The sequence below is a fragment of the Rhizobium sp. NZLR1 genome (genome assembly GCF_017357385.1).
Taxonomy (GTDB): domain Bacteria; phylum Pseudomonadota; class Alphaproteobacteria; order Rhizobiales; family Rhizobiaceae; genus Rhizobium.
Genome location: NZ_CP071634.1, coordinates 424,885 through 442,265, shown reverse-complemented (window position 1 = coordinate 442,265; position 17,381 = coordinate 424,885). Strand labels below are relative to the sequence as shown.

13 protein-coding genes and 1 pseudogene are annotated in these 17,381 nt (G+C 63.6%); 11 read left to right on the top strand and 3 right to left on the bottom strand.

Annotated features, from left to right (window positions below; all coding sequences use genetic code 11):
* The first annotated feature begins 1 nt into the window (after position 1).
* Genes J3O30_RS28685 through J3O30_RS28675 form a run of 3 tightly spaced genes read left to right on the top strand, consistent with a single transcriptional unit; the run spans position 2 to position 3,730 of the window.
* Complete coding sequence (locus J3O30_RS28685) at positions 2 to 1,084, top strand: branched-chain amino acid ABC transporter permease (RefSeq protein WP_207585374.1); 1,083 nt, start codon at positions 2 to 4, stop codon at positions 1,082 to 1,084.
* Positions 1,084 to 2,838, top strand: coding sequence for an FAD-dependent monooxygenase (locus J3O30_RS28680; protein WP_207585373.1), 1,755 nt, complete (start codon positions 1,084 to 1,086; stop codon positions 2,836 to 2,838). Before J3O30_RS28685 ends, J3O30_RS28680 begins: the two co-directional genes overlap by 1 nt.
* A gap of 7 nt (positions 2,839 to 2,845) precedes the next feature.
* Positions 2,846 to 3,730: an intradiol ring-cleavage dioxygenase gene (locus J3O30_RS28675; RefSeq protein ID WP_207585372.1), complete on the top strand. Its 885-nt coding sequence runs from the start codon at positions 2,846 to 2,848 to the stop codon at positions 3,728 to 3,730.
* Positions 3,731 to 3,795: 65 nt separating this feature from the next.
* Here the strand turns inward: J3O30_RS28675 and J3O30_RS28670 are convergent, their stop codons facing one another.
* Entirely contained in the window at positions 3,796 to 4,788 is a 993-nt protein-coding gene (locus tag J3O30_RS28670; protein WP_207585371.1) for a LysR family transcriptional regulator, read from the bottom strand.
* A 168-nt stretch (positions 4,789 to 4,956) separates the two neighbouring features.
* Here J3O30_RS28670 and J3O30_RS28665 point away from each other — a divergent pair, with 168 nt between their 5' ends.
* On the top strand, positions 4,957 to 5,913 hold the full coding sequence (locus J3O30_RS28665) for a VOC family protein (protein WP_207585370.1): 957 nt from the start codon (positions 4,957 to 4,959) through the stop codon (positions 5,911 to 5,913).
* Positions 5,914 to 5,923: 10 nt separating this feature from the next.
* On the top strand, positions 5,924 to 6,568 hold the full coding sequence (locus J3O30_RS28660; protein ID WP_207585369.1) for a dienelactone hydrolase family protein: 645 nt from the start codon (positions 5,924 to 5,926) through the stop codon (positions 6,566 to 6,568).
* A 171-nt stretch (positions 6,569 to 6,739) separates the two neighbouring features.
* Here the strand turns inward: J3O30_RS28660 and J3O30_RS33425 are convergent.
* Positions 6,740 to 6,835: pseudogene (locus tag J3O30_RS33425) on the bottom strand (restriction endonuclease); the annotation flags it as partial.
* 19 nt (positions 6,836 to 6,854) lie between these two features.
* Entirely contained in the window at positions 6,855 to 8,495 is a 1,641-nt protein-coding gene (locus tag J3O30_RS28655) for a hypothetical protein (protein ID WP_207585368.1), read from the bottom strand.
* 180 nt (positions 8,496 to 8,675) lie between these two features.
* On the opposite strand from J3O30_RS28655, the gene J3O30_RS28650 reads away from it, so the two are divergent.
* The 6 genes from J3O30_RS28650 (at position 8,676) to J3O30_RS28625 (ending at position 17,339) form a co-directional block, all read left to right on the top strand.
* Positions 8,676 to 9,266 (top strand): hypothetical protein, encoded by a 591-nt coding sequence (locus J3O30_RS28650; protein ID WP_207585367.1) that lies wholly within the window; start codon positions 8,676 to 8,678, stop codon positions 9,264 to 9,266.
* A 136-nt stretch (positions 9,267 to 9,402) separates the two neighbouring features.
* Positions 9,403 to 9,780 (top strand): hypothetical protein, encoded by a 378-nt coding sequence (locus J3O30_RS28645; protein ID WP_207585366.1) that lies wholly within the window; start codon positions 9,403 to 9,405, stop codon positions 9,778 to 9,780.
* 211 nt (positions 9,781 to 9,991) lie between these two features.
* On the top strand, positions 9,992 to 11,941 hold the full coding sequence (locus J3O30_RS28640) for a DUF4384 domain-containing protein (RefSeq protein ID WP_207585365.1): 1,950 nt from the start codon (positions 9,992 to 9,994) through the stop codon (positions 11,939 to 11,941).
* A 22-nt stretch (positions 11,942 to 11,963) separates the two neighbouring features.
* Positions 11,964 to 13,580: a caspase family protein gene (locus J3O30_RS28635; RefSeq protein WP_207585364.1), complete on the top strand. Its 1,617-nt coding sequence runs from the start codon at positions 11,964 to 11,966 to the stop codon at positions 13,578 to 13,580.
* Positions 13,577 to 16,138 (top strand): trypsin-like serine protease, encoded by a 2,562-nt coding sequence (locus J3O30_RS28630; protein ID WP_207585363.1) that lies wholly within the window; start codon positions 13,577 to 13,579, stop codon positions 16,136 to 16,138. The genes J3O30_RS28635 and J3O30_RS28630 overlap by 4 nt, the downstream gene beginning before the upstream one ends.
* 13 nt (positions 16,139 to 16,151) lie before the next feature.
* Entirely contained in the window at positions 16,152 to 17,339 is a 1,188-nt protein-coding gene (locus J3O30_RS28625; RefSeq protein ID WP_207585362.1) for a serpin family protein, read from the top strand.
* Positions 17,340 to 17,381: the final 42 nt, after the last annotated feature.

The window sequence follows — 17,381 nt, the reverse complement described above, 5'->3', positions numbered from 1 at the left end:
GATGGCAGGCAACGTTTCCACATCCTGGTCCGTCTCGACGCGCACGCGCGGTTCCTTGGTTTCCATCCTGCTGATCCTCGCGGTGGTGGCTCTCGCCTCCGCAACGCCGCTCTTCGCGCCGCGTGCCGTGATCCAGGGCCTGTTCTCCATCCTGACCATGCTGGTGCTGGCGCAGTGCTGGAACCTGCTCGCGGGGTATGCCGGCCTCGTCTCCGTCGGCCAGCAAGCTTTCGTCGGCTTCGGCGCTTATGCGATGTTCGGCGGCGTCAGCCTGCTTGGAATGGATCCGATGGCGGCCATCGTGCTCGGAGGGCTTGCGGCGCTCGCGCTCTCCGTACCGACCGCCTTCTTCGTGTTCCGCCTGCACGGAGCCTATTTCGCGATCGGCACCTGGGTGATCGCCGAGATCGTGCGGCTCTCGCTCGCACAGTGGAAGGCACTGGGCGGCGGCACCGGCACCTCGCTGCCCTCGGGTGCTGCGCGTGATATGTTCGGCGTCCGCTTCGTCGCCGATCTGCTGGGCATGCGTGGGCCGCAGGCGACCGACATCGTCTGCTACTGGCTGGCGCTGCTCCTGGCGGTGGTTACCATCGGCTCGATCTACAAGCTGCTGCGATCCAAGCGGGGACTTGGCCTCGCTGCCGTACGCGACAACCGCGAGGCGGCGCGCTCCGTCGGCGTCGACCCGCTCTGGACCAAATCCTTCGTCTATCTGGTCGCAGCGCTGGCGACCGGCCTCACCGGTGCGCTGATCTACGTGCAGAAGGCGCGCATCTCGCCGGACGCCGCCTTCTCGGTACCGGACTGGACGGCTTACGTGATCTTCATCGTCGTGATCGGCGGCATCGGCACGATCGAAGGGCCGATCGTCGGGGTGATCGTCTTCTACATCCTGCAGAACCTGCTTGCCGACTACGGCTCCTGGTATCTGCTGATCCTCGGCCTGATCGGCATTCTGATCATGCTGTTTGCGCCGCGCGGCCTGTGGGGCCTATTCACCGACCGCACCGGAATCCAGCTCTTTCCCGTCCGCCGCATCCTGGCGGGCCAGCCCAAAAACAAAGACGAACGAGGGAGTGCCTGATGGCTGACATCGAAACCGACGTATTGATCATTGGAACCGGCCCGGCGGGCTCGGCCACTGCGGCGCTGCTCGCCACCTATGGCGTCGAGAACATGGCGATCAACCGCTATCGCTGGCTCGCCAACACGCCGCGTGCCCACATCACCAACCAACGGGCCATGGAGGTGTTGCGCGACCTCGGCCGCGAGGTCGAGGCCGAGGCCTATCTCCATTGCAGCCCGCAGGAGATCATGGGCGAGAACGTGTTCTGCACGTCCATTGCCGGCGAGGAGCTGGGCCGGCTTAAGACCTGGGGTAACCATCCGAAGTCCAAGGCGGAGCATCTGCTGTCTTCGCCGACAGAGATGAACGACTTGCCGCAGACCTTCATGGAGCCGCTTTTGTTCAAGACCGCCTGCTCGCGTGGCACGCAGGCCAGGATGTCGACGGAATATGTCAGCCACGTGCAGGATGCCGATGGCGTGACGGCGACCTGCCGCGACCGGCTGACCGGCAAGGACTTCACCATCCGCTCGAAATATCTTGTTGGAGCCGATGGCGGCAACTCGCTGGTGGCGCAGCATATCGGCCTGCCGTTCGAGGGCAAGATGGGCGTCGCCGGCTCGATGAACATCGTGTTTAAGGCCGATCTTACGCGCTATGTGGCCCACCGTCCCTCGGTGCTCTATTGGGTGCTGCAGCCGGGCTCGAATGTCGGCGGCATCGGCATGGGTCTCGTCCGCATGATCCGGCCGTGGAACGAGTGGCTGATCAACTGGGGTTACGATATCACCCAGGGCGTGCCCGATGTCGACAATGCCTTTGCCGAGGGCGTGGCCCGCGACCTGATCGGCGATCCCGATATCGACATCGAAGTCACCTCGGTCTCGACCTGGACGGTCAACAATTGTTATGCCGCGCGCGCCCACAAGGGCCGGGTCTTCTGCATAGGTGACGCGATCCACCGCCATCCGCCGTCGAACGGGCTCGGCTCCAACACCTCGATCCAGGACGGCTTCAACCTCGCCTGGAAGCTCGCCATGGTCGTCAGGGGCCAGGCCGGCCCCGGCCTGCTCGAGACCTATACCGAGGAGCGCGCGCCTGTCGCCAAGCAGATCGTCACCCGTGCCAACCAGTCGATCGAAGAATTCGGCCCGATCTTCGGCGCGCTCGGCCTGCTCGATTCCATCGATCCGGTGAAGATGCAGGAGAATATGGACCGTCGCTGCGACGACACGCCCGCGGCCGAGACCCAGCGGGCTGCTCTGCGCGAGGCGATCGCCTTCAAGGTCTACGAATTCGACGCCCACGGCGTCGAGATGAATCATCGTTACAAGTCAGCGGCAGTCGCAGTTGAGGACCAGCCCGAGCCCGCCTTCACGCAGGACAACGAACTGCATTTCGAGCAGACGACCTGGCCCGGCGCGCGTCTGCCGCATGCCTGGCTGTTCGGCGACGGCAACAAGAAAGCCTCGACGCTCGATCTCTGTGGCCATGGCAGGTTCACCATCCTGACCGGCATCGGCGGCCGCGGCTGGGTTGATGCGGCTGAGGCCTTGTCCGCCGAACTCAATCTGCCGATCGCCACCCATATCATCGGGCCTCGGCAACAATGGCAGGATCACTATGGCGATTGGGCCCGCGCCCGCGAAGTCGGCGATGCCGGCGTCATCCTGGTGCGGCCCGACCACCACGTCGCCTGGCGTTCGGAAGGCCTGGCGGCCGATCCCGCCGGCGAACTGCGCCGCGTGTTGAAAACAATCCTGGACCGGTGAGGCGAACATGGAAGCGCATGAGAAGGGCTATTTCACCGAGGAGAACTCGGTCGAGGTCGTGACCGGCCGCAATGCCGGCGCCAAGGACGAGCGGCTGAAGCAAGTGATGGAAGTCATCACCCGCAAGCTGCACGAGACGGTGAAGGAACTGGAGCCGACGCAGGACGAATGGATGCAGGCCATCCTGTTCCTCACCCGCACCGGCCAGATGTGCAACGAATGGCGGCAGGAGTTCATCCTGCTGTCCGACGTGCTTGGTGTTTCGATGCTGGTCGACGCGATCAACAACAGAAAACCCTCGGGCGCCTCCGAGAGCACGGTGCTCGGCCCCTTCCACGTGGCCGATGCGCCGGAATTGCCGATGGGTGCCAATATCTGCCTCGACAGCAAGGGCGAGGACATGGTGATCGAGGGCCGCATCCTCGACACGGAAGGCAGGCCGATCGCCAATGCCGTGATCGATGTCTGGCAGGCCAATGACGAGGGTTTCTACGACGTGCAGCAGAAGGGTATCCAGCCCGAGTTTAACCTGCGCGGCATTTTCCGAACTGGGCCGGACGGACATTACTGGTTCCGTGCCGTGAAGCCGAAATACTACCCGATCCCGGACGATGGCCCTGTCGGCCAGTTGCTCGGCAATCTCGGCCGCCACCCCTATCGTCCGGCGCATCTTCATTACATCGTCAGCGCCGGTGGCTTCGAGACGCTGACGACGCATATCTTCGACCCCGACGATCCCTATATCCATTCGGACGCGGTCTTCGGGGTCAAGGAAAGCCTGCTCGCCAAGTTTGATAAGGTGCATGATCCCGGGCGTGCCAGGACCTATGAATTCGCCGACGACTTCTGGGATGTGACGCACGATTTCGTGCTGTCCCGCTGCAAGGCTTGATAGCTTTAGACATAGGGCATCGTAGGAGGACGCGGTCGCCGCGTCCTTGTTTTTGCGCGCGAATCCTATTCCGTGGCGGTCTTGCGCTCGCGCTCGCCCATGAACGGTCCCTGGACCCAGTGAATCGTCTTTTCATGCTTCTCGACCGCACGGCGTAGTTCGGAGAACTCCCGCCTGAGATGGCCCAGGAACTTGCGGCCGGCGGGGTTCGAATAGGGCTTCTTGCGGGTCATGATCCCCAGGACCCTTTCGGGCTGCGGAATGTCGAGCGGAATGATAGTGATCTTGTTTTCGCCGCGAAAGGCATAGGCCACGGAATGCGGCAGGATCGCCAGCGCGTCGGTGCCGGCAAGATAGTTCACGACGCTGAATAGCGAGCCGCCGGCATAGCGCAGGCCGACTTCCTCGAGCCCGAGGGTCAGCAGGATATTGTGCAGGTCGAGCACCAGAGGCGAGCCTGGCAGCGGTGCGACCCAGGGGTAGCTGACGATATCCTCCGTCGCGACGCTGCGCTTGCGTACCAGCGGATGGCCGGCGCCGCAGGCGAGCACGTTGCGTGCCGGCAGGATCGACTCAAAATGAAGATCGGCTCGCATGTCGACCGACCCGGTCGGCGTGACCGCGAGATCGATCTGGCCAGAATCCAGTTCGGCGACGAGGTCGGGATAATTGCCGTAGGACTGGTGCACCATGATACCCGGCTCGCCGCGCTGGAACGAGGCGATCATCGGCGAGACGACGGCATCCATGAAGAAGGGCACGCCGCCGATGCGCACCCGGCCGGACGATCCCGACTTGAAGCTGCGGATGATCTCCATCGCCTTGCGCGACGATGCCAGGATCGACTTGCCCTGCTGGCCCAGTTGCTCGCCGAGCGGGGTGGGCTGCATCGGCCGGCGGCCAGAGACGAAAAGCGGCTCGCCGATGCGCTTTTCCAGGATGGAGATGGTGCGTGACACCGCCGACTGTGTCATGCCGAGCATCGCGGCGGCTTCGGTCACGCCACCGGTTTCGATAACGGCGGCCAGCTGGACGAGATGAGCTTCGACGATCTTCATAGCAATTTGCTATAACTCCTATGAATAATGTCAATCAACAGGCGATTGCATCGGCTATAGTTGTGACGATCACGACGCGCGGCTCGCTCTGCCGGCAACCGTGGCTCCGGATGAACGCGGGGGAGGACCCGCGTCCGGAATTGGAGACCGTTTCCGGAGGAGGAAAACATGGCCCTTATCAGCGGATATCATCATCTGACGCTTTGCACCGACGGTGCGCAGGAAGATTACGACTTCTACACCAAAGTGCTCGGCCTCCATTCGGTCAAGCGCACCGTGCTATTTGACGGCACGATCCCCGTCTACCACCTCTATTACGGCTCTCGGAACGGCGATGCCTCCACCATCATCACCACCTTCCCGTTCCGGAAACCCGGTGTTTTCGGCCGGCGTGGCACCAATCAGTCCAAGATCATCCAGATGGCCATTCCCGTCGGCTCCGCCGGCTACTGGATCGACCGGCTGAACGGCAAGGGCGTCGAGGCAGCCAAGATTTCGCGCTTCGGCATCACCCGCGTTGCCTTCAAGCATCCCTGCGGCATTCCGCACGAACTGGTCGAGAGCCCTGCGGACAACCGCGCCTCGATCGTCAACGAGGCACAGGGCGTTGTTGCGGTGCATGGCATCAAGGGCATCTACGGCGCGGCGATCGCCGTTTTCGACCGCACCGCGATGGATGACTTCCTCGGCGTCGGAATGTCGATGACGAAGGAAGCAGACAGCGACGAAGGCCTGATGTTCTCGGTGCCGAATCCCGGCGGACCGACCAGCATGGTCGAAGTGCTGCACGAGTCGAACGGCCCCCAGGGCACTTGGACGCTGGCGGGTGGAACGATCCACCATCTCGCACTCAACACCGGCAACGAGGAAAACCAGCTCAAGCTCAAGGCGCATATCGAAGGCCTGGGCTTCACCGACGTGTCGGACCAGAAGGACCGCAATTATTTCAAGTCTTGCTATGTCCGTTCGCCGGGCGGCGCGCTGTTCGAAATCGCATGGTCCGTCGAGGGTGGCTGGGCACTCGACGAACCCGCCGACCAGATCGGCACCACGCTGGTTTTCCCGCCGTGGTTCGAAGGCCGCAAGCAGGAACTGATCGCCGGACTAGAACCGGCGAATTTTTGAGCCAATGCCGATGTCGCACCACGACGCACCGCTCCTCCTCGGCGTGCCACCCGAGGAGGCCTTGGTTCACTGCGTCTTCATCCATGGGCGAACCCAGTCGCCCGAGGACATGCAGGAGCAGGTGATTTCCAGGCTGAGGACGAAGGGCATCGCCTACCTTCTGCCCCGCGCGCGCGCCAACAGCTGGTACGACGCCCGCGCCACCGACGTGCTGACGGACTGGACCCGCAAGCAGCTGGAGCAGTCCATCGGCTATATCAGGGATCTGGTCCAAGGACTGTCGAACGGCCAGGCCCATCCGAAGCCGCTCGTTATCGGCGGCTTCAGCCAAGGCGCCTGCCTGGCGCTGGAATATGCCATGCAGCACGGGCCCTGGCATGGCGCAATGGCAGCCCTGACCGGTTGCCGCGTCGGCACGCAGACATGCGACCGCCCCTTCGCCGACCTCGACAGGCTGCCGGTCTATCTGACGGGCTCCGACAAGGATCCATGGATCCCCGTCGATGCCTTCGCCCATACGGCGGAGGCACTGGCACGGGCGCGCGCTCGGCTGCATTGCGACATCCTGCCCGACAGGTCCCACGAAGTTTCCGCGACCGAGATCGCGCAGCTGGAGAAGATAATGTGTGGGCTGGCGAATCAAAGCTGGTGGTAGGCCTACCGGCGGCGCAAGAGACCGGATCTGGAAGGACACCCACATCATTTCCGCGTCGAAAAATGCCCAAAGCCCGAAATCGCAGATGGGAGCAAAACCGCAGACGAATCAATCGATCGATCGCCGCCTTGATGAGAATCGAACAGCCGGCACTGTATCCATCGTCAAGAATTAGAATTTGAAGCAGTTCTCTCGGTGCCACTGAAGAAATCGAGGAGGTGGCCGCTCAAATGGTCGCGACGGGACGATCGCTTTTCCCGTCCTGTTACAGCCGGCATGAGGCCTTTCACCCATCCAGCCCCTTGAAGCGCACCGGTTGGTAGCCGCGCATCAACAGGCTGCCGAGCGAATAGGTGTTGCGGCAGACGCGGCCCTTGCAGGCGTTTGGCGACGCCTCCATCACCTCAACCTTGCGGTCGTCGGTGAAGCGCATGAACAGCAGCACATGCGAGCCGGGCTTGTTCAACGCGTCGCCCGGCCGCATCGACCAGGGGTCGGAGACGCGCTTGGTGATATCGGGAATGGCACGCGTCGAGACATGCATCTTCAGGCCCCAGGCGTCGCTGACGAAGCCGGAGCAATCGACGCCGAGGATGTTGGATTGCGGCGCGCTCTTGGTGCAGACATTGCCGGCGGTCTGGCCCTTCTCGACGCCGTCCATAAAATCCTCGAGCCGCGTCTTGCAGCCCCAGCAATAGGGAACGCCCTTGACCGTCTGTCCCTGCTTGCCGATCAGATAGATCGGCCGGCGCAGCCGGTTCATGTTGATGCAGCCGGGGCCTGGATCCTTGCCATAGGCGGTCGATGTGACCAGCCAGTTCAGCGTCTCGAAGCCGATCGCCCGCTCGATGACGTCGCTGCGAGACTTCGGCACGATCGCCACCTTCGGCCCCTTGCCCGGCTTGCCGGCATTCGGCTGCTTTGCCGGCCGGGCGACGGCAAGCTTGCCGCCAGGGTCGCGGCCGTCGAGCCGCAGCACCTGCGCCCGGCTTTCCTGCGATCTTAAATAGAGCACATCGCCGCGCGGGCCGATCGCCACGAAGCGTCTCGAAAACACCGTACCGGGGTCGATCGGCAGGTCGTAGACCCGGTCCATCGCCCCGTTCGGCGTGAAGCGCACCACCAGCATGCCGGTGCGCTCCGGCCGGTCGGCCGGCACCAGTTCGACCAGCGCATAGGGCCTGCCCGTCGTGTCGATGTCGAGAAGTTCGACGGTGCCGATCCTTGTCTCCGAGGTCAGCGGCAGCGACAGGAAATTCTCCTCCGAGCTGCTGCGCCGCAGCAGGATTTCGGCCTTGTCGTTTGCAGCCGAGACCTCGGCAACGATATCGCCGAGCCCGCGGCTCGGCACATATTGAATGACCGGCGGGCGGGCCTCGGGCCGGCTGGTGCTGCGGCCGATCTCGTCGACTATGCTGTTCAGCGGACCCGGCGGCACCGAGCCCATCGAGGCGAAGACCGAACGGGTGTAATCGTCGGCATCGCCGCCATCGACGGCGCGCAGCGTCTGCGACCTTCCGTCGGCCTCGGTGGAGCGCTCGAGCGGCACGACGCCGTCCGACCAGAGGTAGAGTTCGTTGTGGACGACGGCGAGATCTTCGGGCGTCGCATTTTCCGGCAAAGGCAGGATTTCGGGCTCAGCCTGCGAGCGTTCGGCGTCGACAGCGAGCACGCGGCCGTTATTCTGGTCGAGAATATAGATGGTGCCGTCGTCGCCGACGGTGATCGCCGCCGGACCGGATGCCTCGACTTCTTCGCTGGCGGAAATGATGCCGACCGAGCGGCCGCCGTCGCCGCTGCGAAGCTCGATCATCACAGTGTCTTTGGCAAAAACTGGGTCTTTGGCTAAAACCGGGTCTTTGGCAAAAACCGGCGAAGCGACCGCAAGTGCCGCGGCAATCAGAATATGCGACCCAAAACTACGCATGTCCTCGACCCCCGAACAGGACGATGTCAGGCCGGCTCGGCCCTCTGTGACCGTCAAGTCTTCGAAATGGTAAGATAGATGCGCCTCGTCAGCAAGCTGTTGCTTTCCAAACGATTTGGAGATCGGCGCCGGCGATAGTACAAGATCATCGTCTCGAAGATTTGCCGGCGGGAAATGCTTATGCTGGAATGGAATGGTGACGAACTGGCGCTCGACATAAGCTTGCTGGAGCAGGTGCGCGCCGCCCGGATAGGCTTCTCCGATCGCGTCTGCGCGGCCTCGCAAAGCACCGACGACAAACATCTGGCGCAGCTGCGCTCCGAGCCGACCTATCTGATGGCCGAGTTCCTCTATTCGATGAAAGTGTTCGGCATCAACACGGCTGAAGATATCGAGCGCTTCGCCGATCTGCACAATGATTACGTGGTGTCGCTCACCCGCGATCCGGCCAAGCTTCAGCGGCTCGGGCTGTCGCAGGATCGGGCGCTCGCCTCGATGTTCACCGCCGACACCAAGCCGCGGCTGATCCAGAACTGGGCCGATAAACCAGGCGCGATCGACCAGTCCAACCTCGCCCGTTTTCTGGTGGCGGTGATGTCGAGCGAGACCTGCCGCAAGACGCTGATCGATTTCGAGACGGCCGGCTTCATGCAGCGCAAGCGCTCGCCCTACGGCACCATGGTCGTCTGGTCCACAGGACAGATCGAGGAGATCTTCGGCGAGATGCTGCGGGATCTCCGCCTCGGCCTACAGCAGTTGAAGATCCTCTAGCCAGCCAATTTCGCCCCTCCCAATCGATTGGCACTGAGCGCCGTTGCCATCTTTCCGGCCTCTGCCTATTGTCGGGATGCCAGTTATCCAAGCACTGGTCGCGCGCAGTGGCGCCCATAAGACGGATGTGACGACGATGACGAAATTCCGGCTCATAACCCTGTCGATCGGCCTCCTCATAGTGCTGCAGATGCCTGAACTCGCCCATGCCGGCCCGGCCGAGGATGCGCTGGCGGCGCGCAACCCTTCGCTTGCGGCACTCCGCCAGCATGACGGAAAGGCCTTTGCCGCGGCGACCGCGATCATTGCCGAGCACGAACGCGAGAAGGGGCTGACACCCGGTCAAACCAAGCTGCCGGATGCGACCTCGCCAGGGCGCGACATGGGCTCGGTGCCCGGCAAGGAATTGACGGTCGACAATCCGGATATTCTCTGGCTCTACAATTCCTCGCCCGAGGGCATGAGCGACCTGATCTCGATTTTGAAATCAGCTGGACAGAAACCCAAGAACTAAGCGCAATTCCGAAGTGGAAAAGACGACATCGGACGGCGAATATTGCCGATCCCGAGTCTTGCTCACGGCTTTTTCGGGACGGTTTCTTGCAGGTTCCAAATAATTTGTAACCCTCCCTCAAGCAAGACAGGCAAAGCCATCCCAATTTCGCCGGTCGGTGCTATTCTCATCTTCAACACAGTGTGAGATTGTTCGAAGAGGAGGTTTTCCAATGCTCAACCGCAAAGCCATCCTGGCCGCCGCCACCTTTCTTTCGTTCTTTTCGGTGGTTCCCGCCGTCGAGGCGCAGAACGAACGCACACTGACCGAAGCGCCGGCACAGACCGGGCCTGTCAGCATCACCTTCGATCGCGCCGAGGCCAAATACGCCATCGGCGAAGTTGTCGGCCTGTTCATTCAATCGACCGAGAATAGCTATGTCACGGTGCTGAACGTCTCGCCGAACGGCTCCGTCGTAAAGCTTTTTCCCAACAAGTATCAGACCGACGCCCTAGTCGGGGCCGGCAAGCGCGTGCAGGTGCCGGATCCGGCCAGCGGCGCCCGGCTGCAGGTGTCCGGCCCTGTGGGACAGGAGCAGATCAAGGTCTTCTATTCTTCCAAGCCGCTGAACATCTTCGCCGATCTCGGCGGCAGCGGCAGCGGCATGTTCCGCTCGGTTGACGGCGGCATGGATGCCGTTTCGCGCAGCCTTGAAGAAGCCCGCAGCCTCGGCACCAAGATCAGCAGCAAGACGCTGATGCTGACGACGGTCGACAGCCCGGCGGCGCTGCCGACCCCTGCCGCACCACCTGTTGCAGCTGCCCCCGCAGCAAAACCCGCACCGGTCGAACAGGCGGCAAAGCCGCCCGTTGCACCGAAACCGAAGCCGGTGATCAAACAGGAAGTCGCCAAGAAGCCGGAAACGGTGGTGGAAAAACCGAAGGCTGCCCCAAAGCCTGTGGCGCCGAAGCCGGTCGAGCAGGCCGCACAACAGCCGCCGAAGAAATACAAGATCGTCACCAATCTGGCGCCCGGCCAGGAGCTTGCCGCCGATGAGCTGCAATTGATCGGCCCCGCCGACACCACCTCGTCCACCCGGCCGACCCAATACACACAGCCAAAGCAGTATAAGCAGCCGGCCCAATCGTCGCAGACCACGATGCCGAAACTGCCGATGCCGCAGCTCAAGATGCCGCAGTTCAAGCTTCCCGGCGGTTTCAGCATCAAGATGCCGCAGCTGAACCTCGGCCGCTCGGCCGAACCCAGCCAGGCCGGCGAAGAGATCGAGGTCGCGAACGCCGATACGCCTGCCTGCACCGCGCTTCTCGACAAGCTCAACACCGCCGTTGCCGCCAAGGATATCACAGCCGCCGCGACTGAGGCCGATACGATCGCCGTCAGCGCCGATTGCGGCCAGTTCCAGGTGAATGCCCAGCGCCGCGTTGCAGCCCTCAGGCTTGCCGCTGCCCAGGAAATGATGGCCGCCAACCAGCCGGTCACCGATTACGAACCGCTGCTTGTCGCCGCCGATAGCCCGCAGGTGCTCTGGCAGGCCTCCGCCACGCTCGGCGAGATCTATTTCTCCGCCCGCCGCTTCGCCGATGCCGCCGCCGATTACCAGCAGGCGATCGAGATCATCAAGAACGAGACCCGCACGCCGAAGGCGCCGCCGGCAGACACGATCTCCGATCTGATCCAGCGTGCCGCCCAGGCCCGCATCCTTGCCGCCAACCCGACGAGCGACAATCCCCAAGGCAGCTTCGTGCCGGCCGAGAAGGATCACCGCAGCGGTGTGCTCGGCGGCATCTATTCCGAGAATGTCCGCGGCATCGTGCCGGTCTCCATTCCCGTGCCGATCACCTTCGACTTCAACAAGTCGAGCTTCACCTCGATCGGCACCGAGGCCGCCCAGGAATTGCTCGAAGCCCTGAAGGAGCAGAAGCCCGGCCGCGTCATCCTGATCGGCCACACCGACCGGCGCGGCGGTGACGATTATAATCAGAAGCTGTCCGAGCGCCGTGCCCAAGCCGTCGCCGATTTCCTCAAGAGCCACGGCATCGACGCTTCGATCGACGCTGAAGGCCGTGGCGCCTCCGAGCCGGTGGATGTGACGGCAACCGCAAACCTCACCGAAGACGATGTCGATGCGCTGAACCGCCGCGTCGAATGGCGCCGCGAATAGCCGGGGCGAGGGGAGTTTGGCCATGTCCGCATCCGTTTCCATGGCCGCCGCATTTGCCCTCCTCAGCCTGGCGGCCACCAACAGCCTGGCAAGGACGATCGAAGCGCCCGATCGCGGCGCCGTCCGAGCCGTGCTGATCGGCATCGACCTCTACCGCAACGTTCCACCGCTGCATGGCGCCGTCGCCGATGCCGAGGATCTTTCGCTTTCGCTGCGCTCGGTCGGCGTCGAGGACATGACGCTGCTGAAGAACGGCGAGGCCGACCGCGAGGGCATCTTCCATGCGATCGAAGCCGTCACCGAGCGGGCAGGGGCCGGCGATCTCGTCGTGCTCGGCATCGCCGGCCACGGGTCGAGCGAGCCGGAGCGCGTCAAGGGCTCGAAGCCGAGCGGCCGCGACGAGGTCTATGTGCTCGCCGGCTTCGATACCCGGCTGCCGGGATCGCGCGAACGCATCTTCGGCGACGAATTCAAGGTGCTGATCCGCAACCTCGAGGCCAAGGGCGCCGATGTCGTCTTCATCGCCGATACCTGCCATGCCGGCGGCCTGACCCGCGATGTCGATCCGCGCGGCGCCGCGATCACCTGGCGCCAGGCGCCGTCCTATACGATCGAGGAGGACGATCTCGCGCCGATCTCGACGACGGCGGATGCGCTTTCCACCGGCTTCGATTTCAAACGGCTGACCTTCCTCGCCGCCGTCGACGACAACACCAAATCGCCGGAGATATCCATTCCCGGCATTCCGCAGAAACGCGGCGCGCTGAGTTATGCCACCGCCCGCGCCTTCGAAGGGGCGGCCGACCGCAACGGCGACGGCGCCGTCAGCCGCCGCGAACTCTTCGAATATGTGCGCCAGTCGGTCTATCAGTTCACCGATCAGCGACAGAACATTTTTACCGAAAGCCCGCCGGGAACCGATCTCGACCGCGCGGTGGTCTACCATTACGAAGGGGCGGGAACGACGACAGAAGTAGCGAAATCAAGCACTCCGCCGCCCGCCGAGCCCGCGCCGATCGGCGTTGCCGCCCTCGGCGCCGCACCGGTGCTGCAGGGCATTGGACCGGCCATCACGCCGTTCAAGCTGACAGAGGGTGCGAATGCCGACATTGTCTTCGATCCGGAAAAGCGCGAGGCGATTGCCGGCGGCGATGTCGTCGCCTCCGGCATCGGTGCCGGCGACATGCCTTTCGTCGTCGACCGGATGGCCGCGCTCGACACGCTGAAGCGGCTGTCGGAGGTTAATCCGCAGACCGTGCGCGTCACCCCGTCCGACACCGTCCATCGCGAGGGCGAGCGTGTCGGCGTCGCGATTTCCGATCTAGCGGGCCGCAAGCTGGTGCTCTTCGACGTCACCGGCGATGGCACCGTGCAGTTCCTCTATCCCGGCGAGAAGGATGGCGATGCGCAGATGCCGGCGAGCTTCGATCTCGATCTTTCCGTCGTCGCCCCGTTCGGCACCGATCTCTTGGTTGCCGTCACCTCGGAAAAGCCAATGCCCGAGCTCGTCGAGTTCCTGAAACAGAACGACAGGCGCCGCACCGCCGGCAACATCGCCAGGCGGCTCGGCGAATTCCTGCCCGAGGGCGCCCGCCTCGGATTTACGGTCCTCTATACCTCCGCCGGAGCCAAGCTATGAGCGCGTCGATCAGCAAGGTCCTGACTATTGCCTCCGTCATGCTGCTCCTGGCTGCGCCTGCGCTGGGCCAGCAGGATACCGATTTCGCCGGCGAGGATGGCGGCCGTGTCATCGGCGGCCAGGCTGCGAAGAAGGGCGAATGGCCCTGGCAGGTCAAGATCCTGGCGCCCGATCCCGAACAGCGCGGTCGCTTCGGCGGCCATTGCGGCGGCTCGCTGATTGCGCCGCGCTGGATCTTGACCGCCGCCCATTGCGTCACCAGCGGCCGCTCCGGCAAGCAGGATCTGTTCGCCCGCGACCTGTTGATCGTCGAGGGCAAGTCGAAGATCGACAAGGTCATATCCGTCGACGGACCGGATAAACCCGGCCTTGCCGTCGAAGACGTGGTCATCCATGAGGATTTCGACCGCAAGGTCTTTGCCAACGACATCGCCCTGATCAAGCTTGCCGAACCCGCCGTCTCCAGGCCTGCAGTCCTCGCCTCGGCGGGGGATGACGAGGTCGAGGCCGCCGGTCACATGGCTGTCGTCACAGGCTGGGGTTATACCAAGGCCGATCACGGCTGGGACGACAAATACCTGCCGACCGAGCTGCAGGAAGTCGAGCTGCCGATCGTTCCGCGCGAGGATTGCCGCGCCGCCTATCGCGACAGCTCGATGCGGATGAACCCGATCGACGAGCGCAATGTCTGCGCCGGTTATGCCGAAGGCGGCAAGGATGCCTGCCAGGGCGACAGCGGCGGCCCGCTGGTTGCGCAGCGCCCCGACAAGAGCTGGATCCAGCTCGGCATCGTCAGCTGGGGTGCCGGCTGCGCCGAGGCTAAACATTACGGCGTCTATACCCGCGTCGCCGCCTTCCGCGACTGGATCGCCGCCAAGACCGAGGGCGATGTGCCGAATGTCGAAGCTTCAGCCGCCGGCGATCAGGTCGCCTCGACCACCACCAGCGCCGGCGCTGGGACGAAGCTGAGACAGTCCGGCCAGAAACTCGCCAACCTCGCCATCACCACCCCTCCCGCCGGCGATAGCGCGCCTGCCGCCACGACCGAAACGCCAGACGCCCCCACCGGCGAACCCGCCGCCCAGCCGCCTGCAGTCCAGACACCCGCCGTCCAGCCGCCTGTGGTCCAGACGCCTGCTGCCCAAACACCCGTTGCTCAGGCGCCCGCGATCGAAAGCTCTCCCGGCGACCGCGTGCTGCTGATCGGCATCGACGATTATGAGATGCGCGAGGCGAAACTGACCGGTTCTGCCAGCGATGTGAAGTCGATGCAGCTCTTCCTCGTGAAGACGCTCGCCTACCGCCCGGAACAGATCCACACGCTGACCAACCGCAAGGCCAGCCGCGAGGCGATCCTTGCCGAAATCGACGACTGGCTGGTGCGCCAGTCGACACCTGGAAGCCGGGTCTTCCTTTATTTCAGTGGGCAAGGTTCCGAGGAAATGGGCGCCGAGGCGACGACCAGCCCGACGCTTGTTGCAGCCGACGCCAAGCTGGTGCGCGAGGCCGGCAAGGTAACGGTCACCAATCAGATCCGCGAAACCGAAATCGCCGCACGGCTGAACAGCCTCAAGGACCGCCGCGTCACGCTGCTGATCGATGCCTGCCATGTCGGGCCGGGCAGCCGCAGCGCGGTGGCGGCGCCAAGCGGCGGCAACGTCCGTTGCCTCGGTCCGGCGCTGGCTGCGCTCGAACCGCCGAACAAATCAGGCACGGAAGCGAAATTCTCGTTCGGCGGCGAAAACGCCATGGTCTGGTCGGCGGTCAATTCAGGCCAATGGGCGCTCGTCGACCGCGAGGCCAAGCCGCCGGGCGGCGTCTTCACCCGCCGCTTCATCGAAGGCGTTGAGGATGGCGTGGCGCGCGCCGCCGACAAGCCGAATGTCAGCAATGCCGCCCTGCTTGATTATGTCCGGCGCAAATCCGACGAATATTGCCGAACCCATGCCGACGATTGCCGCTTCACGCCGGTCCCACAGTTTTATGGCCAGCCGGATGCGCTCGGCCGCGATGTCATCACCGGCGAGGAGGCAAAAACCCCGCTCGCCGCCGTCGAGAACACGCTGAAAAGCGACAATGAGGCCGGCGTTGCCGTCGACGTGTTGCCTGGCACCTCGGTCGGCATCGGCGACAAGGTGGCGATGCGGGTGTCGACCAAGAAGTCCGGCTATCTGATCCTGGTCGATATCGATGCCTCCGGCAAGCTGACGCAGCTTTACCCGAACAAGCGCTCGATGGGGCTGAAACCATCAGCCAAGAGCGGCGACAACCGGCTCGATCCGGCCCGGCCGGTCGTCGTGCCCGATGCGCGCAATCCCTATACCGGCTTCGAATATGTGGTGGAGGGACCTTCCGGCGTCGGCATGGTCGTCGCCATCCTCAGCGACAAGCCGATCGAAGTGCTCGACCTGCCGGATGTGCCGACCCCGCTGGTCGGCCAGCGCGCCGCCTTCAACTATGTCTACGACCTCGCCCGCAGCCTGAGGATCGTCGGCGACGACGAGACTGGCGGCCAAGGCAAATGGTCGTTCGATTCCAAATTCTATCGCATCCGCTGAAGAGGAGGGAAGCATGCCGAAATCCACGCTGCTGGCGGGTCTTGCCGCTTCCCTGCTGACGCTCGCCTCAGCCGCCCATGCCGACAACTCCGGCGACGGCAAATCGATGCTCGCCGCCCAGGCCGGGCTCGCCGCCGAGCTGATCGACCGCACGCTGGCAAAGGAGGGTGCGGCTAATATCATGGTGTCGCCGGCAAGCCTTGCAGCAGCCCTCGGCCTTGCCAGCCTCGGCGCCTCCGCCGAAGGCAAGGCCGCAATCGCCAAAGGCCTCGGCTTCGGCAGCGAGGTGAAGGGGCCGGAGACGGTGCTTGACGCGATGTCACAGGAGAAGCCGGCCGCCGCGGATGCGTCTTTGGCGACGGCTGTTGCGATCGTCTTCGACGATAAGCTGGTGCTCGTCCCCGACGCGCTCTCGATGCTCGCCACCCACCGCATCAAGCCCTCGATCGAGGATCTCGACGGACCGGCATCGGTCGAGCACATCAACCTCTGGGTCAAAGAGACGACGCGCGGCGCCATTCCCGTCATGCTCGACGCGCCGCCCGGCGGCGGTTTCGTCAGCCTCGGCGCGCTGTCCTTCAAGGCGCGTTGGAAGACCTCTTTCGAGCGGGAAAGCCCGGCGAGCCCCTTTCAGCGGCCGGACGGTTCGACGATTTCGGTGCCGATGATGCATCTTGCCGGCGATGGGCAGAAATTCCGCTTCGACGATAAATTTGCCGCCGTCGACCTTGCTTATGCCGGCGAAAGCTACAGCATGGTCGTGGTGGCGGCGCGCTCCGGCAAAGGTGTCGCCGGCGCCGACCTGAAGGCGCTTACCTCCTGGCTGCAGGGCGAAAAATTCGAAGCGGCCAAGGGTGAAATCTTCCTGCCCCGCTTTTCCCTGAACGACGGGCGTGATTTGATGCCGATACTGAATGCGATGGGACTGACGCCCGAAAAGGCCAAGCATGCCACCTTCCCGGGTTTCACCAAGGAAAACATTCGCTTGTCGCGCGTTCTTCAGAAGACGATGATCAAGGTTGACGAAAACGGCACGGAGGCGGCGGCAGCCACGGCAGCGATCACAGAACGCAGCATCGATCCCAAGCTCGTTCGCGTCGTCGCCGATGCCCGTTTTGCCTTCGCACTTCGCGATACGAAAAGCGGCCTGCTGCTGGCCGCCGGCCTGATCGGCGATCCGCTTCTGGAACAGGATGATTGAAGGCCGATTGGCCTGAAATCTGAATCCTGTTCTGCATGAAAG